Here is a 21,582-nt window from a genome sequence, read left to right on the forward strand (position 1 = left end):
GCAGAAACCTCAGTGCAGTGAAGGCTTGGGAGCGGGCTCCAGCGGCTTGCCGCACTCGGCGAACAGCAGCAGCGGAGCGACCCGCAGGTATTCCATGACTTCCATATAGTCCGTCTCGCCATCCTCGCTGTCTTCCAGCTGGCCCTGGACCTGGGCGATGGCGGCCATGTCCTGCAGCACTTCCTCGGCCTCGCCGGTCAGGCTGCCTTCGCGGGCGGTGAGGCCGAAGCCGGCGAGGAAACCCTGGCACCATTGGCCGAGCGCCTCGGTGCGCTGGGCGAGCGGGGTTTCGTCGTCGGGCAGGAGCATGACGACGGCGACCTCGCCGGCGGAAAAGTCCTGCCGGACCATGCCGAGCAGGCCGGACAACGCGGCCTTGAGTCGTTCGCCCGGCGCGCCGCCGAGCAGTTCGGCGGCAGCGTGTTGCCAGGCGGCCTCGTCGAAGCCGGCGCCGGCGCAGACCCGACCCAGCAGATGGCCGTGCAGTTCGGCCGGCGAGACCGGCATGGCCGCCTCGGCGAGAAGGGAGGAAAAGGCGCTGTAGGCGGAATTCTGAGTGGACATCTCGGGACCCTGACGGCTGGGCGCCATTGGGGCGCTACACGTGAAATGAAGATGGTTATCCTAGCACCGCCCGCCCCGGCAAGACCATGCGACCGGTTGCCGGCGCGCCGGCCCGGCCGGGGCATTGGCCCCGACCGGGGACGATCCTATATAGTTGTCCAATCACCCCAATTCCCAAGCGAGAGCCCATGGAAGACGCCGATCTGCAATTGTTGACGGCCAAGTTCGACCAGCTGCTCCAGAAGCTGGAACAGCTCAAGGCGGAGAACCGGCTGCTGCGGGCGAACGAAAAGTCCTGGCGCGAAGAGCGCGCTCATCTGATCGAAAAGAACGAAATGGCGAGACACAAGGTCGAAGCGATGATTTTGCGTCTGAAAGCCTTGGAGCAGGACACATGAGCCAGTCGAATACCCTCACCGTGCAGATTCTCGACAAGGAATACTGCATCAATTGCCCGGACGACGAGCGCGCCAACCTGGAAAGCGCCGCCCGTTACCTGGACGGCAAGATGCGCGAGATCCGCTCCAGCGGCAAAGTCATCGGCGCCGACCGGGTTGCCGTGATGGCCGCCCTCAACATCACCCACGACCTGCTGCACCGCAAGGAGCGCCTGGACCAGGAAAGCAGCTCGACCCGCGAGCGCGTGCGCGAACTGCTCGATCGCGTCGACCGCGCCCTGGCGAATCCGGCCGATGCCGGCGAAGCCTGACCCGGGCACGGCCAATTCGGGTATACTGGCCTCCGCTCCCTGGTGTGTTGGCCAGTCGGTGATGTCCCTGAGCCGATAACTGCAACAACGGAGGTTGCCAGTTGGACCGGTGTGCATGTCCGCACGACGGAAAGCCTTAAGGTCTACTGCAACCGCCACCTTGAACTTTCGGGTTCAAGGGCTAACCCGACAGCGGCACGACCGGGGAGCTACCTTTCCACATGATCGAATCGCAAGACCTCAGCCGCCCGGCCCTGCGCCGCAAGCTCCGCCAGGCGCGCCGCGCGCTCTCCCCCCTGCAGCAACGCCTCGCCGCCCGCGCCCTCTATCGACAACTGGCGCAGCATCCCCTTTTTCGCCGTGCCCGCCATATCGCCCTGTACCTGCCCAACGACGGCGAGATCGACCCGCGTCCGCTGCTGCGTGCGGCGCAGAAGCGCGGCAAGGCCACCTACCTGCCGGTGCTGGCGCCCTGGCCGCGGACGCGCATGGTGTTCCAGCGGGTCGGCAGCGGCGAACGCTGGACCCGCAACCGCTTCCGCATCAGCGAACCGCTGGCCGACGCCGGCCGCCAGCGCAAGGCCTGGGCGCTGGACCTGGTACTGCTGCCGCTGGTGGGGTTCGACGAACAGGGCGGGCGCCTGGGCATGGGCGGCGGCTTCTACGACCGCAGCCTGGCCTACCTGGCGAGGCGCAAAAATGGTCACAAACCGACGCTGATCGGCCTGGCCCATGAATGTCAGAAGGTGGATCGACTGGCGCTGGCCAGCTGGGACATTCCCCTGGCGGGAACGGTGACCGATGCGGGCTGGTACGTGGCAGGGAAACGCTAGGAAGGAGGGAGAACCCTGGGTACCGCGTTCCATGCGATACCCGGCGAGTCTTACGGCTGTTGCGTCACCTGGGCGGGCGTACTGGCCTGTCGTTCCCAGAGGCTCTGGGTATAACCGGTGGTGACGACCCCAAGTCCGAAGATGATGACCAAAACCCACAGCAAGTCTGGCTTGCGCTTCATCGATTGCCTCCCCCTTCCAGGCAATTTTCGAGGCCGGTCCTTGCGATTATCTTATCGCCTGAGCACCCTGCCCCGCTGAAAAACGGCATTTTCCGATAAGCTGAAGTCATACGCAATTACACCGGCGACCGGTGGTCACGCGCAGACGTTTCCTACGTACATCTACGAAAGAGGAGCAAAGTTCATGCCTGCCTACTGGCTGATGAAATCCGAGCCGGACGAACTCTCGATCCGCGACCTGCAGCGCCTCGGAACCGCCCGCTGGGATGGCGTGCGCAACTACCAGGCGCGCAACTTCATCCGCAGCATGAACCCCGGCGACCTGTTCTTCTTCTACCACTCCAGTTGCCCGCAGCCCGGCATCGCCGGTATCGCCCGCATCGAGGGCGAAGCCTATCCCGATCCCACGGCCCTGGATCCCGCCAGCCCTTACCACGACCCCAAGGCCAGCGCCGAGAAGAATCCCTGGAGCGCCCGCGACGTCAGCTTCGTCGAAGCCTTCGCCGAGGTCGTTCCACTGGCCCGGCTGAAGGCGCAGGACGCCCTGGCCAACCTCGCCCTGGTGCAGAAGGGCAGCCGTCTCTCGGTGATGCCGGTCAGCGCCGAGGAATGGCAGGCGATCCTGCCGCTGGCGAAACGCTGAAGCCATCGCTCAGGCCATCTGCGAGATGGTCCGGCGGAAACGCCAGAGCGCGCCGAAGAAGAACGCCGAACCGATCGCCACGATGCCGGCGAACTGCGGCCAGACGATGTCGAAACCGGCGCCGCGGAACAGGATCGCCTGGGCCAGGCTGACGAAATGCGTGGTCGGAGCCGCCAGCATGATGTTCTGCACCAGTTCCGGCATGCTTTCCCGTGGCGTGCTGCCGCCCGAAAGGATGTTCAGCGGCAGCAGCACGAGGATGGTCAACAGTCCGAGCTGCGGCATCGAACGCGCCACCGTGCCGAGGAATATGCCCATGGAGGTGGTGGCGAACAGATGCAATCCGGCGCCGAGCAGGAACAGCCCCACCGAGCCGCTGATCGGCACGTCCAGCCAGCCACGCACCACCCACTGCAACGAGAGCCCCGCCGCCACCAGCACCACCAACCCCATCGACCAGACCTTGGCCATCATGATCTCGAAGGCCGACAGCGGCATCACCAGCAGGTGCTCGACGGTGCCGTGCTCGCGCTCGCGGATCAGCGCGGCGCCGGTGAGGATGATCGACAGCATGGTGATCTGGTTGATCACTTCCATCACCCCGCCGAACCAGGCCTGGGTCAGGTTCGGGTTGAACTCCATGCGCACCTCGATCTGCGCCGGCATGCTCGGCTCCGCGCGGTAGCGGCTGACGAACTCGCGCACCTCGGTGGCGACGATGTTCTGGATGTAGCCCGCGCCGGAGAACGCCTGCCCGGTCTGGGTCGCGTCGACGTTGACCTGGATCGAGGGCTTGCGCCCGGCCAACACGTCGCGCTGGAAGTCCGGCGGGATATCGAGGGTGAAGGTATACAGGCCGACGTCCATGCCGCGATCCATCTCGGCATGCCCGATCATTTCCGGCGGCCGGAAGTACGGGGGCTGGAAGGCATTGACGATACGCGACGAGAGTTGCGAGCGGTCCTCGTCGACCACCGCGATCGGCGCGTGATGCAAGGTTTCCGGAATACCGGTAGCGGAACTGTAGACGCCCAGGGTGAAGGCCCAGACGATCAGTGCCAGCATCGCGTAGTCGCGGCCGAGGCTGCGGAACTCCTTGATGCCCAGGTTGAAGATGTTGGCCAGGCTGCGCATCGCTCAGTCCTCCTGCTTCTTCAGGCAGGCCACGCTGAGCAGGGTCAGCACCACGATGGAAGCGGCAAGCGGCAGGTAGTAGGCCCAGAGATCGGGCAGGCCCAGCGATTTGGAAAAGGCGCCGCGGCTGACCACCAGGAAATGCGAGGTCGGATAGAGCTTGCCGATCCAGGCCGCCGCACCTTCCAGCGAGGACACCGGGTGGATCAGCCCGGAGAACTGGATCGCCGGGATCATGGTGGCGATCGCCACGCCGAATACAGCGGCGATCTGGCTGCGCATGAACGTCGAGAGGAACAGCCCGAGGCCGGTGCTGGTGACCACATAGAGGAAAGCGCCGATGGTCAACGCCAGGAAGCTGCCCTTGAGCGGCACGCGAAATACCACGATGGCCAGGACCAGCATCAGCAGGAAGTTGATCATGCCCATGGCGACGTAAGGCAACTGCTTGCCGACCAGGAACTCCAGGCGCGTCACCGGGGTGACATAGAGGTTGGTGATCGAGCCCAGTTCCTTTTCGCGCACCACGCCGAGGGCGGTGAGCATGGCCGGGATCATGATCAGCAGCAGCGGGATCACCGCCGGCACCATCGCCTTCAGGCTTTCCACGTCGGGGTTGTAGCGATAGCGCACCTCGGTGCTGGCCGCCGCGCTGGCCTCGGCCCCACCCACCTGCCGCGAGAGGTCCGCCAGGTAGCTGGTGTGCAGGCCCTGCACGTAGCCGAGCACGGTGTTGGCACGGGTCGGCATCGCTCCGTCGATCCACACGCCGATGGCAGGATCGGAGCCACGCTTGAGATCGCGCCCGAAGTTCGGCGGGATCTCCACCGCCAGGCTCAGCTCGCCGCTGCGCAGGCGCCGGTCGAGGTCGTCCGGGTCGGTGATCGGCGCATGTTCGACGAAATAGCGCGAGCCGGCGATATTCAGCGCGTAGGCCTGGCTGGTGGTGGTCTGGTCACGGTCGAGGACCGCCCAGGAGAGGTCCTCGACGTCCATGTTGATGCCGTAGCCGATGATGAACATCAGCAGCGCGGTGCCGAGCAGGGCCAGGGTCAGGCGGATCGGGTCGCGGCGCAGTTCCATGGCTTCGCGGCGCGCATAGCTGAACAGCCGCAGGGGGCTGAAGCGTTGGCGTTGCGCCTGGCGCCCCTGGCCATCGCCGGGCTGCTCCGCGACGGCCGGCGCCTCGGCCGGTTGCGCTGGCGCGGCGGCACCGGCGGCTTCTTCCAGGTACGCGATGAAGGTCGCTTCCAGGGTCGGCAGGCCACGCTGGCGCACCAGCTCATCGGGAGTATCGCTGGCCAGTACCTTGCCGGCATGCATCAGCGAGATGCGATCGCAGCGCTGGGCCTCGTTCATGAAGTGGGTGGAAATGAAGATGGTCACCCCGTCGCGGCGCGACAGCTCGACCATCAGTTCCCAGAAGCCGTCGCGAGCCACCGGGTCGACCCCCGAAGTGGGCTCGTCGAGGATCAGGATCTCCGGCTTGTGGATCACCGCCACCGCCAGCGACAGACGCTGGCGGATGCCCAGCGGCAGGTCGTCGGGCAGCTCGTCGGCCACCTTCTCCAGGTCGAAGCGCCGGAGCATTTCGCCGACCCGTGCCGGGATACCATCCGCCGGTAGGTGGAACAGCCGGGCGTGCAGCACCAGGTTCTGCCGCACGCTCAGCTCGGCATACAGGGAAAAGGCCTGGGACATGTAGCCGACCCGGCGACGGGTCGCCATGTCGCTGGCGTCCACCGCCTGGCCGAACAGCGCGCACGTGCCTTCGCTCGCCGGCAGCAGGCCGGTGAGCATCTTCATGGTGGTGGACTTGCCGCAGCCGTTGGAGCCGAGGAAGCCGAAGATTTCCCCACGCTCGATACGGAAGCTGACGTGATCGACCGCGACGAAGTCGCCGAAACGACAGGTCAGGCCCTCGGCCTCGATGGCGATCCGCGGCGCGCCTTCGCTCTGCGGTCGCGGCGGGATCACCAATCGATGGTGGCCGGCGCGCTTGCTTTCCGGCAGCAGGGCGATGAACGCCGACTCGAGGCTCTGCGTCCCGGTACGCTCGCGCAGCTCCTGCGGCGTACCGGTGGCCAGGACCTTTCCGTCATCCATCGCCACCAGCCAGTCGAAGCGCTCGGCTTCCTCCATGTAGGCGGTGGCGACCAGCACGCTCATGCCTTCGCGGCCCGCGCGGATACGGCCGATCAGCTCCCAGAACTGGTTGCGCGACAGCGGGTCGACGCCGGTGGTCGGCTCGTCGAGGATCAGCAGGTCGGGATCGTGGATCAGCGCGCAGCACAGCCCGAGCTTCTGCTTCATGCCGCCGGACAGCTTGCCCGCAGGACGCTCGGCGAACGGCGCCAATCCGGTGCTTTGCAGCAGATCGGCGATGCGCCGCTCGCGCTCGGCCTTGTCGTGGCCGAACAGCCGACCGAAGAAGTCGACGTTCTCGAACACCGAGAGCGTCGGGTAGAGGTTCTTGCCCAGCCCCTGGGGCATGTAGGCGATGCGCGGGCAGACCGCCCGGCGGTGGCGGCGGTCGCGCATGTCGCCATCGAGCACGCGGATCTCGCCATCCTGCATCTTCCGTGCGCCGGCCAGCAGCGCCAGCAGGCTGGACTTGCCGACCCCGTCCGGACCGATCAGGCCGACCATGCGGTTGGCCGGGATCTCCAGGCTGACGTCGTCCACCGCGCGCGTCTCGCCGTAGCGCAGCGAAACGCCCCGGAGGCTCGCCACGCCGCTCCCGCCAGCGGTCATTGCGGAACCTTGATCTGCAGGTTGGCCGGCCACTCGACCTCAGGGTCCAGTCGCAGGTAGGCCATTCCGGGCACGCCGGTCTTGACGTAGGTGATGTATTTTTCCAGCAGCGCCGGATCGAGCCGCGCCTTGACCCGGAACATCAGCTTCTCCCGCTCGTTGGCGGTTTCCACCGTTTTCGGGGTGAACTGGGCGACGCTGGCGACATAGGAAACCTTGGCCGGGATCACGTAGTCCGGCACCGCGTCGATCACCAAGCGCACTTCCTGGCCCAGTCCGACCCTGCCGGCCTGCATGGATGGCAGGAAGAAAGTCATGTAGACGTCGGCCAGGTCGACCATGTTGAGCAGCTTGCCACCGGCCGGCAGCACTTCCCCCGGCTGTGCCACGCGGTACTGCACGCGGCCGTTGCGCGGCGCCTTGAGCAGGCTGTCGTCGATATCCGCCTGGAGCCGGGCGACGCTGGCCTTGGCCGCCTCGATGGCCGACTGCGCCTCGATTACCTGGGAACGCCCGGCCTCGATCGCCGCCTGCGCCGAAATCACTTGCGAGCGTGCCGCGGACAACGCCGCCTGGGCGCTCTGCAGGGTCGCCCGATCGTCGTCGAGTTGCTGTTGCGGCAGGGCATTGCGCTTGACCAGCGCCTCGGTACGGGTGAAGCGCTTCTGCGCCGCTGTCAGCTCGGCCTGGCGCTGCGCCACCACGGCCTGGGCGGTGCTCTTCTCGCTCTCGCGCTGGGCCACCAGCGAGGTCGCGGTGAGCTTGGCGTTCTCCGCCTGGCGCACCTGGGCCTGGGCCTGGGCCAACTGCGCCTCGAGCACCTGGGTATCCATCCGCGCGACGATTTCGCCGGCCTTGACGAAGTCGCCCTCGTCGACCTTGATCTCGGCGACCCGCCCGGGAAGCTTGGCCGCCACGTCCACCTCGGTGGCCTCGATGCGTCCGTTGCCGCTGGCGAATCCCTCGCCCAGGCCGGTCGGTCGCGATACCTGCCAGACCAGCACGCCTACGCCGAGCAGCGCCGCCACGACCAGGGCACGGCTCAGCCACCGTTTGCTTTCCTGTTTCATCCCTTCTCCTCGCACGTTCGGCCAGGCCGCGGCGATGACGCTCACGCTGGAAAGCGCGGCCGCCGCGGACTTCACTGGCTCGATTGTCCCTCCAGGGCGGCGCGCAGGTGTTGATGCACGTCAGACGCGCCCGACCGAACCTCACAGGAAAGCAGAATCCCCGGAGCCTCGCATCCGGGAGCGCGGGACAGAACGGATAGTTGACCTCAGGGCTGGACGATGAGGTTGTTGAACAGCAGGTCGGTCACCAGCGGCTTGCCCTCTTCCTGCTCGAGGGTCTGCTGGACCTGCTTCAGCGCCTCCTGGCGCAGGCTTTCCTTGGCCTCGACCGTACCCAGGCTCTGGTCGGTCTGCTGGGCGAACAGCATGATCAACTGGTTGCGGATCAAGGGCTCGTGATGCTCGACCTTGGTCGCCGCGTCCTTGTCGGCCACCTGCAGAGCGATGTCGGCCTTGTAGTACTGCAGGCGCGGCCCGCTGCCGTAGTTGCCGACCAGCGCCGGGGTCAGGTCGACGTAGACCGGCTTGTTCGCGCCCTCGCCTTCCGGCGCGGCCTCCTCGGCCGAGGCGAACGACGGGAACAGACTCAGGCACAGGGCCAGCGACAGGGCAATGGGGGTTCTCACGGGCGCATCTCCTCGACGAATGCCGGCAAGCATAGCCAGACTCTCGGCCGGGCCCAAGCCCGGGGTTTATGGACAACCATCAGTTGCGGCGATGCTGATTGACCCCCGGCGTCTCCCTCCTACACTGGCCGGACCGCAAACTGGAGCGTCCCCGATGAAAGCCGTCCTCTGCAAAGCCTTCGGCCCGGCCAGCAGCCTGGTCCTGGAAGAAATCGCCAGCCCGAGCCCGGCGAAGAACGAAATCCTCCTCGATGTGCACGCCGCCGGGGTCAACTTCCCAGACACCCTGATCATCGAGGGCAAGTACCAGTTCAAACCGCCCTTCCCCTTCTCCCCGGGCGGCGAGGCGGCCGGAGTGGTCGCCGCGGTCGGCGAAAAGGTCGCCCACGTCAGGCCCGGCGACCGGGTCATGGCCCTGACCGGCTGGGGCAGCTTCGCCGAGCAGGTCAAGGTGCCCGGCTATAACGTGATGCCGATACCCGAAGGCATGGACTTCGCCAGCGCCGCCGCCTTCGGCATGACCTACGGCACCTCGATGCACGCCCTGAAACAGCGCGCCAACCTGCAACCCGGCGAGACCCTGCTGGTGCTCGGCGCTTCCGGCGGGGTCGGGCTGGCTGCCGTGGAGATCGGCAAGGCCATGGGCGCCCGGGTGATCGCTGCCGCCAGTACCCCCGACAAGCTCGCCGTGGCCAAGGCCGCCGGCGCCGACGAACTGATCAACTACAGCGAAGGTAGCCTGCGCGAGCAGCTCAAGGCCTTGACCGGCGGCCAGGGCGTCGATGTGATCTACGATCCGGTGGGCGGCGAACTGTTCGAGGAGGCCTTCCGCAGCATCGCCTGGAACGGACGGATGCTGGTGGTCGGCTTCGCCAGCGGCAGCATCCCTTCGCTGCCGGCCAACCTGACCCTGCTCAAGGGCGCCTCGCTGGTCGGCGTGTTCTGGGGATCGTTCGCCCAACGCCAGCCGCAGGACAACGCTGACAACTTCCGCCAGCTGTTCGCCTGGCACGCCGAAGGCAAGCTGAAACCGCTGGTGTCGCAGCGCTTCCCGCTGGAACGGGCCGGTGACGCCATCGACGCCCTCGGCCAGCGCAAGGCGGTCGGCAAGGTGGTGGTGGAGGTTCGCTGAGCCACGAAGGCGGCGAGTATTGCCTCCCGCCCCTGCGGAGAAAGGCATGGCGGGCCGGAGCGATACACCGGCCGAGGCCCACGCTGTCAGATGTTTTTCCCCTATGAAGGCCCCGGTTTCCGACCGGGGCTTTCTTATTTCCGACCAATGCACTCAACCTGTAACATTTCCGCTATTTTTTCATTTACGAAAAATGTAGTGTTCGCAACCGCGTAAAAAGGCGCGACACAACAACAAGCGGAGCTCGCGATGTTCGGAATCTTTCGTCCCGCGCCACACCAGGCGCCACTGCCCGATGCCGAGGTGGACAGCACCTACCGGCGCCTGCGCTGGCAGATCTTCGCCGGTATCTTCATCGGCTACGCGGGTTACTACCTGCTGCGCAAGAACTTCTCCCTGGCCATGCCCTACCTCATCGAGGACGGCTACAGTCGCGGCCAGCTGGGCGTCGCGATGTCGGCCATCGCCATCGCCTACGGCCTGTCGAAATTCATCATGGGCCTGGTCTCGGACCGTTCCAACCCACGGGTCTTCCTGCCGTTCGGCCTGTTGGTGTCGGCGGCGGTGATGTTCATTTTCGGATTCGCGCACTGGGCTACCTCCAGCGTCGCCATCATGTTCGTCCTGCTCTTCATCAACGGCTGGGCCCAGGGCATGGGCTGGCCGCCGAGCGGACGGACCATGGTCCACTGGTGGTCGCAGAAGGAGCGCGGCAGCGTGGTCTCGGTGTGGAACGTCGCCCACAATGTCGGCGGCGGCCTGATCGGCCCGCTGTTCCTGCTCGGCCTGGCGCTGTTCGGCGACTGGCGCTCGGCCTTCTACGTGCCGGCCATCGTCGCCGTGGGCGTAGCCGTGTTCGCCTATTTCGCCATGCGCGACACCCCGCAATCCTGCGGCCTGCCGCCGATCGAGAAGCACAAGGACGACTACCCCGAAGGCTACGACGAACACCACGAGCGCGAGCTGTCGACCAAGGAGATCTTCGTCACCTACGTGCTGCGCAACAAGCTGCTCTGGTACATCGCCCTGGCCAACGTGTTCGTCTACCTGCTGCGCTACGGTGTGCTCGACTGGGCGCCGACCTACCTCAAGGAGGCCAAGCACTTCAACGTCGACAAGTCGTCCTGGGCGTACTTCTTCTACGAATGGGCGGGGATTCCCGGCACCCTGCTCTGCGGCTGGCTGTCGGACAAGCTGTTCAAGGGCAATCGCGGCGCCACCGGCGTGGTGTTCATGATCCTGGTGACCGTCGGCACCCTGATCTACTGGCTGAACCCGGCCGGCAACCCGGCGATCGACATGGCCGCGCTGATCATGATCGGCTTCCTGATCTACGGCCCGGTGATGCTGATCGGCTTGCAGGCCCTGGAGCTGGCGCCGAAGAAAGCGGCCGGCACCGCCGCCGGCTTCACCGGTCTGTTCGGCTACCTCGGCGGCTCGGTGGCGGCCAACGCCCTGGTCGGCTACACGGTGGACCACTTCGGCTGGGACGGTGGCTTCAAGCTGCTGATCGGCGCCTGCCTGCTGGCCATCCTGTTCCTCTGCCTGACCCTGCGCAAACCCGCGGTCCAGGCCGCGCCGCAGCAAGCCGGCTGATGACGCGGCGGCTCCGGCGCCAGGCCGGAGCCGCGTTCAGTCCCGCGGCGCGTAGGCGAACACGTCGGCGCGCATCTGGTGCGCGTCCATCCCTGCTTCGACCAGGGCATCCAGGGTCGCGTAGACCATCGCCGGCGAGCCGCTGGCATACACATGCAGGCTCGACAGGTCGGCGAAATCCTCACGCACCGCCTCGTGCAGCAAGCCGCAACGCCCCTCCCAGCCACAGAGGTCGCTGACCACCCGGTGCAGGAACAGGTTCGGCAGGCCTTCCCACTCCGTCCAGTGCGGCAGTCGGTAGAAATCCTCCGGACGCCGAACGCCCCAGTAGAGATGTACAGGATGGGCGAAGCCGGCGGCGCGACAGTGCTCGATCAGGCTGTGCATCTGCGACATGCCGGTTCCCGCGGCGATCAGCACCAGCGGACCGTCGGGCAGTTCCGCCAGGTGCGCGTCGCCGAACGGCAGCTGGATCCGTGCCAGGCGCTCGCGCTGCAACTGCGCGATCAGCGCGACGGCACTGTCTTCCTTGGCCAGGATGTGCAACTCCAGGTCGCGTCCCGCATGCGGTGCGGAGGCCAGGGAAAACGCCGCGCTGTCGCCGCCGTCACGCTCCAGCAACAGGTACTGCCCGGCGTGATAGCGTGGCGGCTTGCCGGCCGGCGCGCGCAGGCCGACCCGGTAGACGTCGCCGCCGACCTCTTCGCAGAAGCTCAACTGGCAGGTCAGCTTGCGCAGAGGCAGTTCACCCGGCGCCAGCACCCCGTCCCAATGCAGCACGCAGTCTTCCAGCGGCTCGGCGAGGCAGGTGAAGAGTTCGCCATGATCGCGTACCTCGCCGTTCTGGCGTACCCGCCCCTCCACCAGCAGCGCCGCGCAGATATGGCAGTTGCCGTTGCGGCAGCTCTGCGGACAATCGTAGCCGAGCCGCCGGGCGCCATCGAGGATGCGTTCCCCCGGCAGCAGCTCGAGGCAGGCGCCGGACGGTTGCAGGACGATACGCATCAGTCGATCCCGAGGCTCGACCAGAGCGCGTCGATGCGCCGTGTCACCGCTTCGTCCTTGACGATGGCGCGCCCCCATTCGCGGCTGGTCTCGCCCGGCCACTTGTGGGTGGCATCAAGCCCCATCTTCGAGCCGAGGCCGGAGACCGGCGAGGCGAAGTCGAGGTAGTCGATGGGCGTGTTGTCGATCATCACCGTGTCGCGCTTGGGGTCCATCCGCGTGGTGATGGCCCAGATCACATCGTTCCAGTCGCGCGCATCGATGTCATCGTCGGTGACGATGACGAACTTGGTGTACATGAACTGCCGCAGGAACGACCAGACCCCGAGCATCACGCGCTTGGCGTGCCCTGGGTACTGCTTCTTCATGGTCACCACCGCCATCCGGTAGGAACAACCTTCCGGCGGCAGGTAGAAATCGACGATTTCCGGGAACTGCTTCTGCAGGATCGGCACGAACACTTCGTTCAGTGCCACCCCGAGGATCGCCGGCTCGTCCGGCGGACGCCCGGTGTAGGTGCTGTGGTAGATCGGTTTCTGCCGGCGGGTGACGCGCTCGACGGTGAACACCGGGAAGCGATCGACCTCGTTGTAGTAGCCGGTGTGATCGCCATAGGGACCTTCGTCGGCCATCTCGCCGGGGTGGATCACCCCTTCGAGGACGATCTCGGCGCTGGCCGGCACCTGCAAGTCGCTGCCGCGACACTTGACCAGCTCGGTACGATGCCCGCGCAACAGGCCGGCGAAAGCGTATTCGGAAAGGGTGTCCGGCACCGGCGTCACCGCACCGAGGATGGTCGCCGGATCGGCGCCCAGCGCCACGGCTACCGGATAGGGCTGGCCCGGATGCTTCTGGCACCACTCGCGGTAGTCCAGTGCGCCGCCGCGATGGCTGAGCCAGCGCATGATCACCTTGTTGCGGCCGATCACCTGCTGGCGGTAGATGCCCAGGTTCTGCCGTTCCTTGTTCGGCCCGCGGGTAACGGTCAGGCCCCAGGTGATCAGCGGCCCGACATCGCCCGGCCAGCAGGTCTGGACCGGCAGCCGGCCGAGGTCGACATCCTCGCCCTCCTCGACCACTTCCTGGCAGGGGGCGTCCTTGAGCACCTTCGGCGCCATGGACAGGACCTTCCTGTACATCGGCAGCTTGGCCCAGGCGTCCTTGAGACCCTTCGGCGGCTCGGGCTCCTTGAGTTGCGCCAGCAGCTTGCCGATCTCGCGCAGCGCGCCGACGTCCTCGGCGCCCATGCCCAGCGCCACGCGCTCCGGCGTACCGAACAGGTTGCCGAGTACCGGCATGTCGAAGCCGGTCGGCTTTTCGAACAGCAATGCCGGGCCCTTGGCGCGCAACGTGCGGTCGCACACCTCGGTCATCTCGAGCACGGGGGAAATCGGCACCTGGATGCGCTTCAACGCACCGCGCTGCTCCAGCTGGGCGATGAAATCGCGGAGATCCTTGAACGTCATTGGCCTAACCATTCACTGCAAGACCCCACATCCTACCTGCTCCCGGCCCATCCGGCAGCAGGCAAACGCGGCATTCGGTCACTGCTGGCTGGCGATCCGCGAGTCGTCGAGGCTCTGTAGCATCGGCTCGAACAAAGGCCCGAGTTCATGGGCCCCCTGGGTCGAAAGGTGGTTGTTATCCATGTACAGCGACCAGCCATCACGTTCGGCGAAACAATCCCGGCCATCGCAGAGCACGCTGGAGGGGTCGATCACGCTCACCCGCGGGTTGCCTTCGGCCAGCGCATCGAACAGCGCATTCACGTAGGCGACGCGCGCAGTGTGCTCAGCGAAGGGAAAACGTGCGCGCCCGACATCCTCCCCGCTCAGACTCAGCCGCACCAGCCGCGCCGGTGCCTTGAATGGCAGCAGCGGTACGTCCTTGACCAGCCAGACATGTACGTCGGCCGCGTTCAGCCTTTCGATCATCCCGCTCAGGCGTTGCCGCAGCAGCGCCTCGGCGATCGAGCTGTCCGGCGTGTCGTCCGGCTCGCGGAGAATGTTGCGGGTACCGTCCTGCGAGTCGCCGTATATATACATGTCCCAGCGCCCGGCGAGGATCACCCCGCCCGGCCGCTGCTGTTCGACGAACTCGAGCATCTGCTGGTTGAAACGCAGGCAAGTGTCCTTTTCCAACATCCCCAGCAACGGCGGACAGCCCGCCAGCGAAGCCTGCCAGATCGGCAGTCGGCGACTGGTAGCCAGTTCGCGCAGCAGCGGGCTCAACGCCGCGGAATGGCTGTCGCCCCAACTGACCAGCAGCGGTCGTTCGGCAGCCAGTTCCGCCGGGAAGCGGCAGATGCTTTCCTGACTGAGCGCCTTCTTGTCGAACATGCAGTCGGTCTGCCCATCGCGCCATTTGGACGCCTTGGCATAACGCAAGGCTTCCTCGGAAAGACGCGACGGCACGCCGTCGTAATGCCGCACCAACTGGCCGACGACTCCCAGCAGCAGCAAGCTGCACAGCGCCGCGCCAAGCATCTGCCGGCGCCCGGCGAACAGCTTGCGCTCGCGGAACGGTGCCTCGACGTAGTACAGCGACAGTGCCGCCAGGCCGATGCTCGCCGCCAGCAACCCCAGGCGTGCCGGCAGGCCCAGGGTCTCCAGTGCGTGGTACTGGACGAAGACGTACAACGGCCAGTGCCAGAGGTACAGCGAATAGGAGATCAGACCGAACCAGACCAGCGGTTGCCAGCCCAGCAGGCGGCGAGCCCAGGTGTCGCCGGCGCCGTTGGCCCAGATCAGCAGGGCGGTGCCAAGCACCGCCGGCAGCGCCGCGAGGCCGGGGAAAGGAGTGTCGCTGTCGTAGAAGAACACCGGCAGGAGAATCGCCGCTATCCCGAGGGTGGCCGCCAGTTGCAGGGACCACTGCGAATGACCGCGGCTACCGCCCGGCAGCAATGCCAGCGCGGCACCCGCCAGGAGTTCCCAGGCGCGCATCGGCAGGAGGAAGAATGCACTGCCAGGTCGCTGGTTCACCGCCCAGACGCTGGCCGCCAGCGATAGCGCCAGGACCGCGAGGAGGATGGCGAGCCGCCAGCGCAGCAGACGCCCGGAGACCGCGGCCAGCAGTAGAGGGAAGAGAATGTAGAACTGCTCTTCCACCGACAACGACCAGGTATGCAATAGCGGCTTGAATTCGGACGCGGCGTCGAAATAGCCATCCTGCTTCCAGAACAGGATGTTCGAGGCGAACATCGTCTGGTAGCGAACCGAACGCCCTAACTCTTCGTAGTCGCGCGGCGCCATGAGGAACCAGCCGATCACCAGGCTCGCCGCCATCATCACGAACAGCGCGGGGAGAATGCGGCGTGCCCGGCGCGCCCAGAAGTCGACGAAGCTGAAACGTCCGGCCTGCTGCTCGCGCCGGATGATCGAAGTGATCAGGTAGCCGGAAATGACCAGGAAAACATCGACGCCCACATAGCCGCCGGTGATGCCCCCCAAGCCAAGGTGGTAGAACACCACCGGCAGAATGGCCAACGCTCGCAAACCATCGATGTCCCTTCGATAGGCCAGGCTCGACATCCACGTCCCTCCAGATATGCAAAAGGCGCCCCGGTCAACCGGAGCGCCTTTGTTTGGTACTCTCGAAGACTACTTTCGTTTCATCGAATCGAAGAACTCATCGTTGGTCTTGGTCTGCTTGAGCTTGTCGATGAGGAATTCGATCGCGGAGATCTCGTCCATCGGGTGCAGGATCTTGCGCAGGATCCACATGCGCTGGAGCTCGTCCTCGCTGGTCAGCAGCTCTTCGCGGCGGGTACCCGAACGGTTGATGTTGATGGCCGGGAACACGCGCTTCTCGGCGATCTTGCGATCCAATGGGAGTTCCATGTTGCCGGTACCCTTGAATTCCTCGTAGATCACCTCGTCCATCTTCGAGCCGGTTTCCACCAACGCCGTGGCGAGAATCGTAAGAGAACCGCCCTCTTCGATGTTCCGCGCGGCGCCGAAGAAGCGCTTCGGCTTCTCCAGGGCATGGGCGTCGACACCGCCGGTGAGCACCTTGCCGGAGCTGGGGATCACGGTGTTGTAGGCCCGCGCCAGACGGGTGATGGAGTCGAGCAGGATGACCACGTCCTTCTTGTGCTCGACCAGGCGCTTGGCCTTCTCGATCACCATCTCGGCGACCTGTACGTGACGGGTCGGCGGTTCGTCAAAGGTCGAGGCGACCACTTCGCCGCGCACGGTGCGCTGCATTTCGGTCACTTCCTCAGGGCGCTCGTCGATCAGCAGGACGATCAGGTGGCATTCGGGGTTGTTGCGGGTGATGTTGCTGGCGATGTTCTGCAGCATGATGGTCTTGCCCGCCTTCGGCGGCGCCACGATCAGGCCGCGCTGGCCCTTGCCGATCGGCGCGCAGAGGTCGATGACGCGGCCGGTCAGGTCTTCGGTGGAGCCGTTGCCGGCTTCCATCTTCATCCGCTCGTTGGGGAACAGCGGCGTCAGGTTCTCGAAGAGAATCTTGTTCTTCGCATTCTCCGGACGATCGAAGTTGATCGAGTCGACCTTGAGCAGGGCGAAGTAGCGTTCGCCCTCTTTCGGCGGCCGGATCTTGCCGATGATGGTGTCGCCCGTGCGCAGGTTGAAGCGCCGGATCTGGCTCGGCGAGACATAGATGTCGTCGGGGCCGGCCAGGTAGGAAGAGTCGGCGGAGCGCAGGAAGCCGAAGCCGTCCTGAAGAATCTCCAGCACGCCATCGCCGGAGATCTCTTCACCACTTTTCGCGTGCTTCTTCAGCAGGGCGAAGATGATGTCCTGCTTGCGCGAACGGGCCATGTTTTCCAGGCCCATGGCATCGGACATTTCCAGCAGTTCGGCAATCGGCTTTTGCTTGAGTTCGGTCAGATTCATAGGAAAGAGATAGGTACGCAGAAAGAGGAATTGGAGAAAGCGTCGAGCTTGGGAAAGCCGTGTCGCAAGGGGGCGACAGGAGCGCTAGAAAGTTCGAGTAGGAAGTGCGTCCGGGACGGCATGCAGAAGGCGACGGAAAAAACGTCGCGAACCCGAATTTAACACCGTGGCCGCGTGGCGTCTATAGAAACGCAAAAAAAAGCCCCGCGAATCGCGGGGCTTTCCAGCGAGGCCTGGGCCCGGCTCAGATATTGGCGTCGAGGAAGGCCGCCAGCTGCGACTTGGACAGTGCGCCGACCTTGGTCGCCTCGACATTGCCGTCCTTGAACAGCATCAGGGTAGGGATGCCACGCACGCCGTACTTCGGCGGGGTGTCCTGGTTCTCGTCGATGTTCAGCTTGCAGACCTTCAGCTTGCCCTGATAGTCCCTGGCGACTTCGTCCAGCACCGGCGCGATCATCTTGCACGGACCGCACCACTCGGCCCAGTAGTCCACCAGCACAGGGCCGTCGGCCTTCAGCACGTCCTGCTCGAAGCTGGCATCAGTAACGTTGACGATATGTTCGCTCATGAAATCTCTCCGTAGTCGGACGCGAATTGAAACGCGAAAGTGCCGACCATCATATCCCGCCTTGACCCTCGCCGGAAGGCGCAGCCGATTGAGAGTCTCTATCGTTGGTCGGCTGATTCCCGATTGATCGGCTGCCGCATTGGCGACCCTCGCCCTATCGTGGCAGGATGGCGCAGTTTTCCAATGGACTTGCAAAGCATGCCGCAAAAACCTGCCGAGGCATTCCCGCTGATTGCCGCCCTGGACCTGGGTTCCAACAGTTTCCACCTCTGTCTGGCCAAGGCCAATATCCACGGCGAAGTCCGCATCCTCGAACGGCTGGGCGAGAAGGTCCAACTGGCCGCCGGCCTCGACGAGGAGCGCAATCTCAGCGAGGAGGCCACCCAGCGTGGCCTCGACTGCCTACGCCGCTTCGCCCAGTTCATCAGCGGCATGCCCCAGGGTTCCGTACGCGTGGTCGCGACCAACGCCTTGCGCGAGGCGCGCAACCGCAGCGATTTCATCCGTCGTGCGGAAGAGGTTCTCGGCCATCCCGTGGAAGTCATCTCCGGCCGCGAGGAAGCCCGCCTGATCTACCTCGGCGTCGCCAACAGCATGCCCGACAGCGGCGGTCGCCGGCTGGTCAGCGACATCGGCGGCGGCAGCACCGAGTTCATCATCGGCCAGGGTTTCGAGTCCGAGCTGCGGGAAAGCCTGCAGATGGGTTGCGTCAGCTACACCCAACGCTACTTCCGCGACGGCAAGATCACCCCGGCCCGCTACGCCCAGGCGTACACCGCCGCACGCCTGGAACTGATGGGCATCGAGAACAGCCTGCGGCGCCTCGGCTGGCAACAGGCGGTCGGCGCCTCCGGCACCATCCGCGCAGTGGCGCTGGCGATCAAGGCCGGCGGCCACGGCAACGGCGAGATCAGCCCGGACGGACTGGCCTGGCTGAAGCGCAAGGTGCTCAAGCTCGGCGACGTGGAGAAGCTCGATCTGGAGGGGATCAAGCCGGACCGCCGGACCATCTTCCCGGCCGGACTGGCCATTCTCGAAGCGATCTTCGACGCGCTGGAACTGGAGCAGATGGTTCACTCCGAGGGCGCCCTGCGCGAAGGCGTTCTCTACGACCTGGTCGGCCGTCACCAGCACGAGGACGTGCGCGAACGCACCATCAGTTCGCTGATGCAGCGCTACCACGTCGATCCGGGGCAGGCTTCGCGGGTGGAGGCCAAGGCCCTCAAGGTGCTTGCCGAAGTCGGCGACGCCTGGGAGCTGAACGACGAACTGCACCGCGACCTGCTGAGCTGGGGCGCACGGGTCCACGAGATCGGCCTGGACATCGCCCATTACCACTACCACAAGCACGGCGCCTACCTGATCGAGCACTCCGACCTGGCTGGCTTCTCGCGCCAGGACCAGCAGATGCTGTCGCTACTGGTACGCGGCCACCGCCGCAACATTCCGGCGGATAAGCTGGCGGAGTTCGCCGCGGAAGGCGACAAGTTGGTGCGCCTGTGCATCGTGCTGCGCTTCGCGATCCTCTTCCACCACATTCGCGGCACCCAGGAAATGCCCTCGGTGCGCCTGAAGGCAGAGCCCAAGAGCCTTTCGGTGACCTTCCCCGAGGGCTGGCTGGAAGCCAACCCGCTGACCCAGGCCGACTTCGCCCAGGAAGCCGAATGGCTCAAGCGGGTCGGCTACAGCCTCAACGTGCGGTAAGCACCGGCGCGGCCAGCTTCTCCAGCAGGGTCGCCTGGGTATTGCGGGGGTTCTGGTTACCGGTGGGGCTGAGCCGCTGGTAGCTACCGTCGGCCTGCAACACCCAGGCCTGGGTGTTGTCGGTCAGATACGTTTCCAGTTCCTTCTTGACCCGCTGCACCAGCTTCTTGCCTTCCACCGGGAAGCAGGTCTCGACGCGCATGTCGAGGTTGCGCTCCATCCAGTCGGCGCTGGATAGATAGAGCTTCTCGTCGCCGCCGTTGAGGAAGTAGTAGATGCGGCTGTGCTCGAGGAAGCGTCCGATGATCGAGCGCACGTGGATATTGTGCGAGACCCCCGGGATGCCTGGCCGCAGGCAGCACATGCCACGCACCACCAGGTCGATCCTGACCCCGGCCTGGCTGGCCTTGTACAGGGCGCGGATGACCTTCGGATCGGTCAGCGAGTTGACCTTGGCCATGATGTGCGCCGGCTGGCCGAGCGCCGCCTGGGCCGCCTCGCGGTTGATCATTTCCAGCAGGTTCTTCTTCAGGGTGAACGGCGCATGCAACAGCTTCTTCATGCGCAGCGTCTTGCCCATCCCGATCAGCTGGTTGAACAGCTTGTGCAGGTCCTCGCAGAGCGCCACGTCGGCGGTCAGCAGGCTGTAGTCGGTGTACAGGCGAGCGTTGCCGGCATGGTAGTTGCCGGTGCCCAGGTGCGCGTAGCGGCGCAGTTCGCCGTCCTCGCGACGGAGGATCAGCATCATCTTGGCGTGGGTCTTGAAGCCGACCACGCCGTAGATCACTACCGCGCCGGCCTGTTGCAGGCGGCTGGCCAGTTGCAGGTTGGACTCTTCGTCGAAGCGGGCGCGCAGCTCGATCACCGCGGTGACCTCCTTGCCGTTGCGTGCCGCCTCGACCAGGGCGTCGACGATCTCCGAGTTGGCGCCGCTGCGGTACAGGGTCTGCTTGATCGCCAGCACGTTCGGATCCTTGGCGGCCTGGCGCAGCAGGTCGATCACCGGGGTGAAGGATTCGAACGGGTGCATCAGCAACACATCGAGCTTGCTGAGGACGTTGAAGAGGTTTTCCTTCTTCTGCAAAAGACGCGGGATCGCCGGGGTGAAGGGCGGGTACTGCAGCTCCGGATGGCTTTCCAGGCCGGTGACGCTGAACAGGCGGGTCAGGTTGACCGGGCCGCTGACCTTGTACAACTCGCTTTCGGACAGGCCGAACTGCTTGAGCAGGTAGTTGGTCAGGTTCTGCGGGCAGGTATCCACCACCTCCAGGCGTACCGCATCCCCGTAGCGACGCGAGAACAGCTCGCCGCGCAGCGCGCGGGCCAGGTCCTCGACATCCTCGGTGTCCACCGACAGGTCGGCGTTGCGGGTCAGGCGGAACTGGTAGCAGCCCTTCACCTTCATGCCGGGGAACAGGTCGTCGGCGTGGGCGTGGATCATCGACGACAGGAACACGTAGTTGTCGCCCTCGCCGCCAACGTCTTCCGGCAGCTTGATGATCCGTGGCAGCAGGCGCGGCGCCGGGATGATCGCCAGGCCGGAGTCGCGGCCGAAGGCATCCATCCCCTCCAGCTCGACGATGAAGTTGAGGCTCTTGTTCACCAGCAGCGGGAACGGGTGGGTCGGGTCGAGGCCGATCGGGGTGATGATCGGCGCGATCTCGTCGCGGAAGAAGCGCCGCACCCAGGTCTTGATCTTCAGCGTCCAGTGACGCCGGCGGATGAAGCGGATCTGGTGCTTGGCCAGCTCCGGCAACAGGGTCTCGTTAAGGATCCGGTACTGCCGCGATACCTGCTCGTGGACCAGCTCGCTGATCCGCGCCAGGGCCTGGTGCGGCAGCAGGCCGTCGGCGCCGGCCTGCTCGCGGGCGAAGGTGATCTGCTTCTTCAGGCCGGCGATGCGGATCTCGAAGAACTCGTCGAGGTTGCTCGAGAAGATGAGGAGGAACTTCAGCCGCTCCAGGAGCGGGTAGGACTCGTCCAGCGCCTGTTCCAGCACGCGGATGTTGAACTGCAACTGGGAGAGCTCGCGATGAATGTACAGGCTGCTGTCATCCACGCTGGGAACCACCGCAGGTGGCGTTTCCACCGGGATCGTTTCGGCCATCTTCACTTCTGCTTCGCTTTCCACGTTCGCCACTACGGTTTCGTCGGCGGCGATACGTTCGATCTCATCAAGTCCTTGCTGCGTATTCAT

The 21,582-nt window shown here is 65.4% G+C and carries 19 protein-coding genes and 1 other RNA gene; 8 read left to right on the forward strand and 12 right to left on the reverse strand.

Annotated elements, in window-relative coordinates:
- Positions 1 to 9: 9 nt before the first annotated feature.
- Complete coding sequence (locus tag M6E97_RS23175) at positions 10 to 564, reverse strand: YecA family protein (protein WP_003099193.1); 555 nt, start codon at positions 562 to 564, stop codon at positions 10 to 12.
- Positions 565 to 752: 188 nt separating this feature from the next.
- Here M6E97_RS23175 and M6E97_RS23180 point away from each other — a divergent pair, with 188 nt between their 5' ends.
- From M6E97_RS23180 to M6E97_RS23195, 4 genes are all read left to right on the forward strand, one after another.
- The gene (locus M6E97_RS23180) at positions 753 to 962 is read left to right on the forward strand and encodes a TIGR02449 family protein (RefSeq protein WP_003096314.1); all 210 of its coding nucleotides are present in this window, start codon (positions 753 to 755) and stop codon (positions 960 to 962) included.
- On the forward strand, positions 959 to 1,273 hold the full coding sequence (locus tag M6E97_RS23185; protein WP_003096316.1) for a cell division protein ZapA: 315 nt from the start codon (positions 959 to 961) through the stop codon (positions 1,271 to 1,273). Before M6E97_RS23180 ends, M6E97_RS23185 begins: the two co-directional genes overlap by 4 nt.
- Positions 1,274 to 1,306: 33 nt before the next feature.
- A non-coding RNA gene (gene ssrS, locus M6E97_RS23190) (6S RNA) lies at positions 1,307 to 1,485 on the forward strand.
- Between the two features lie 9 nt (positions 1,486 to 1,494).
- The gene (locus tag M6E97_RS23195) at positions 1,495 to 2,106 is read left to right on the forward strand and encodes a 5-formyltetrahydrofolate cyclo-ligase (protein WP_003096321.1); all 612 of its coding nucleotides are present in this window, start codon (positions 1,495 to 1,497) and stop codon (positions 2,104 to 2,106) included.
- Between the two features lie 50 nt (positions 2,107 to 2,156).
- Here the strand turns inward: M6E97_RS23195 and M6E97_RS23200 are convergent, their stop codons facing one another.
- A complete protein-coding gene (locus tag M6E97_RS23200; protein ID WP_003096323.1) occupies positions 2,157 to 2,288 on the reverse strand; it encodes a hypothetical protein in 132 nt (43 codons plus the stop codon).
- A 184-nt stretch (positions 2,289 to 2,472) separates the two neighbouring features.
- Between M6E97_RS23200 and M6E97_RS23205 the strand changes: the two genes are divergently transcribed.
- Positions 2,473 to 2,931: an EVE domain-containing protein gene (locus M6E97_RS23205; protein WP_003096326.1), complete on the forward strand. Its 459-nt coding sequence runs from the start codon at positions 2,473 to 2,475 to the stop codon at positions 2,929 to 2,931.
- A gap of 9 nt (positions 2,932 to 2,940) precedes the next feature.
- On the opposite strand, the gene M6E97_RS23210 is transcribed toward M6E97_RS23205, so the two are convergent.
- The 4 genes from M6E97_RS23210 to M6E97_RS23225 form a co-directional block, all read right to left on the reverse strand.
- Complete coding sequence (locus M6E97_RS23210) at positions 2,941 to 4,065, reverse strand: ABC transporter permease (RefSeq protein ID WP_003110669.1); 1,125 nt, start codon at positions 4,063 to 4,065, stop codon at positions 2,941 to 2,943.
- Positions 4,066 to 4,068: 3 nt separating this feature from the next.
- The gene (gene rbbA / locus M6E97_RS23215; RefSeq protein WP_003110670.1) at positions 4,069 to 6,819 is read right to left on the reverse strand and encodes a ribosome-associated ATPase/putative transporter RbbA; all 2,751 of its coding nucleotides are present in this window, start codon (positions 6,817 to 6,819) and stop codon (positions 4,069 to 4,071) included.
- Positions 6,816 to 7,889 (reverse strand): HlyD family secretion protein, encoded by a 1,074-nt coding sequence (locus M6E97_RS23220; RefSeq protein ID WP_003136086.1) that lies wholly within the window; start codon positions 7,887 to 7,889, stop codon positions 6,816 to 6,818. Before M6E97_RS23220 ends, rbbA begins: the two co-directional genes overlap by 4 nt.
- A gap of 206 nt (positions 7,890 to 8,095) precedes the next feature.
- Positions 8,096 to 8,515, reverse strand: a complete 420-nt coding sequence (locus M6E97_RS23225; protein WP_003096328.1) for a flagellar basal body-associated protein FliL — start codon at positions 8,513 to 8,515, stop codon at positions 8,096 to 8,098.
- Between the two features lie 154 nt (positions 8,516 to 8,669).
- On the opposite strand from M6E97_RS23225, the gene M6E97_RS23230 reads away from it, so the two are divergent.
- Together M6E97_RS23230 and glpT are read left to right on the forward strand one after the other, a co-directional pair.
- Entirely contained in the window at positions 8,670 to 9,647 is a 978-nt protein-coding gene (locus M6E97_RS23230) for an NADPH:quinone oxidoreductase family protein (RefSeq protein WP_003096329.1), read from the forward strand.
- 249 nt (positions 9,648 to 9,896) lie between these two features.
- Positions 9,897 to 11,243 (forward strand): glycerol-3-phosphate transporter, encoded by a 1,347-nt coding sequence (gene glpT, locus M6E97_RS23235; RefSeq protein ID WP_003096330.1) that lies wholly within the window; start codon positions 9,897 to 9,899, stop codon positions 11,241 to 11,243.
- Positions 11,244 to 11,279: 36 nt separating this feature from the next.
- Here glpT and M6E97_RS23240 read toward each other — a convergent pair whose 3' ends face one another.
- The 5 genes from M6E97_RS23240 to trxA all read right to left on the reverse strand — a co-directional run bounded on the left by M6E97_RS23240 (position 11,280) and on the right by trxA (position 17,681).
- Complete coding sequence (locus M6E97_RS23240) at positions 11,280 to 12,248, reverse strand: CDP-6-deoxy-delta-3,4-glucoseen reductase (RefSeq protein WP_003096331.1); 969 nt, start codon at positions 12,246 to 12,248, stop codon at positions 11,280 to 11,282.
- Complete coding sequence (gene ubiD, locus M6E97_RS23245) at positions 12,248 to 13,714, reverse strand: 4-hydroxy-3-polyprenylbenzoate decarboxylase (protein ID WP_003096332.1); 1,467 nt, start codon at positions 13,712 to 13,714, stop codon at positions 12,248 to 12,250. The genes M6E97_RS23240 and ubiD overlap by 1 nt, the downstream gene beginning before the upstream one ends.
- A gap of 78 nt (positions 13,715 to 13,792) precedes the next feature.
- Positions 13,793 to 15,781 (reverse strand): acyltransferase family protein, encoded by a 1,989-nt coding sequence (locus M6E97_RS23250; protein WP_023094939.1) that lies wholly within the window; start codon positions 15,779 to 15,781, stop codon positions 13,793 to 13,795.
- Between the two features lie 69 nt (positions 15,782 to 15,850).
- Complete coding sequence (rho, locus tag M6E97_RS23255) at positions 15,851 to 17,110, reverse strand: transcription termination factor Rho (RefSeq protein WP_003096334.1); 1,260 nt, start codon at positions 17,108 to 17,110, stop codon at positions 15,851 to 15,853.
- A gap of 244 nt (positions 17,111 to 17,354) precedes the next feature.
- Complete coding sequence (gene trxA / locus M6E97_RS23260; protein ID WP_003096336.1) at positions 17,355 to 17,681, reverse strand: thioredoxin TrxA; 327 nt, start codon at positions 17,679 to 17,681, stop codon at positions 17,355 to 17,357.
- Positions 17,682 to 17,879: 198 nt separating this feature from the next.
- On the opposite strand from trxA, the gene ppx reads away from it, so the two are divergent.
- The gene (gene ppx / locus M6E97_RS23265; protein WP_033937938.1) at positions 17,880 to 19,385 is read left to right on the forward strand and encodes an exopolyphosphatase; all 1,506 of its coding nucleotides are present in this window, start codon (positions 17,880 to 17,882) and stop codon (positions 19,383 to 19,385) included.
- On the opposite strand, the gene ppk1 is transcribed toward ppx, so the two are convergent.
- Complete coding sequence (ppk1, locus tag M6E97_RS23270) at positions 19,372 to 21,582, reverse strand: polyphosphate kinase 1 (RefSeq protein ID WP_003096343.1); 2,211 nt, start codon at positions 21,580 to 21,582, stop codon at positions 19,372 to 19,374. The two genes, ppx and ppk1, sit on opposite strands and share 14 nt — an antisense overlap.

The sequence above is a fragment of the Pseudomonas sp. B111 genome, assembly GCF_026428275.1.
GTDB lineage: Bacteria > Pseudomonadota > Gammaproteobacteria > Pseudomonadales > Pseudomonadaceae > Pseudomonas > Pseudomonas aeruginosa.

Coding starts and splice junctions, on each gene's coding strand:
- M6E97_RS23175 (WP_003099193.1), bottom strand. CDS start 564: ATGTCCACTCAGAATTCCGCCTACAGCGCCTTTTCCTCCCTTCTCGCC.
- M6E97_RS23180 (WP_003096314.1), top strand. CDS start 753: ATGGAAGACGCCGATCTGCAATTGTTGACGGCCAAGTTCGACCAGCTG.
- M6E97_RS23185 (WP_003096316.1), top strand. CDS start 959: ATGAGCCAGTCGAATACCCTCACCGTGCAGATTCTCGACAAGGAATAC.
- M6E97_RS23195 (WP_003096321.1), top strand. CDS start 1,495: ATGATCGAATCGCAAGACCTCAGCCGCCCGGCCCTGCGCCGCAAGCTC.
- M6E97_RS23200 (WP_003096323.1), bottom strand. CDS start 2,288: ATGAAGCGCAAGCCAGACTTGCTGTGGGTTTTGGTCATCATCTTCGGA.
- M6E97_RS23205 (WP_003096326.1), top strand. CDS start 2,473: ATGCCTGCCTACTGGCTGATGAAATCCGAGCCGGACGAACTCTCGATC.
- M6E97_RS23210 (WP_003110669.1), bottom strand. CDS start 4,065: ATGCGCAGCCTGGCCAACATCTTCAACCTGGGCATCAAGGAGTTCCGC.
- rbbA (WP_003110670.1), bottom strand. CDS start 6,819: ATGACCGCTGGCGGGAGCGGCGTGGCGAGCCTCCGGGGCGTTTCGCTG.
- M6E97_RS23220 (WP_003136086.1), bottom strand. CDS start 7,889: ATGAAACAGGAAAGCAAACGGTGGCTGAGCCGTGCCCTGGTCGTGGCG.
- M6E97_RS23230 (WP_003096329.1), top strand. CDS start 8,670: ATGAAAGCCGTCCTCTGCAAAGCCTTCGGCCCGGCCAGCAGCCTGGTC.
- glpT (WP_003096330.1), top strand. CDS start 9,897: ATGTTCGGAATCTTTCGTCCCGCGCCACACCAGGCGCCACTGCCCGAT.
- M6E97_RS23240 (WP_003096331.1), bottom strand. CDS start 12,248: ATGCGTATCGTCCTGCAACCGTCCGGCGCCTGCCTCGAGCTGCTGCCG.
- ubiD (WP_003096332.1), bottom strand. CDS start 13,714: ATGACGTTCAAGGATCTCCGCGATTTCATCGCCCAGCTGGAGCAGCGC.
- M6E97_RS23250 (WP_023094939.1), bottom strand. CDS start 15,781: ATGTCGAGCCTGGCCTATCGAAGGGACATCGATGGTTTGCGAGCGTTG.
- rho (WP_003096334.1), bottom strand. CDS start 17,110: ATGAATCTGACCGAACTCAAGCAAAAGCCGATTGCCGAACTGCTGGAA.
- trxA (WP_003096336.1), bottom strand. CDS start 17,681: ATGAGCGAACATATCGTCAACGTTACTGATGCCAGCTTCGAGCAGGAC.
- ppx (WP_033937938.1), top strand. CDS start 17,880: ATGCCGCAAAAACCTGCCGAGGCATTCCCGCTGATTGCCGCCCTGGAC.
- ppk1 (WP_003096343.1), bottom strand. CDS start 21,582: ATGAATACGCAGCAAGGACTTGATGAGATCGAACGTATCGCCGCCGAC.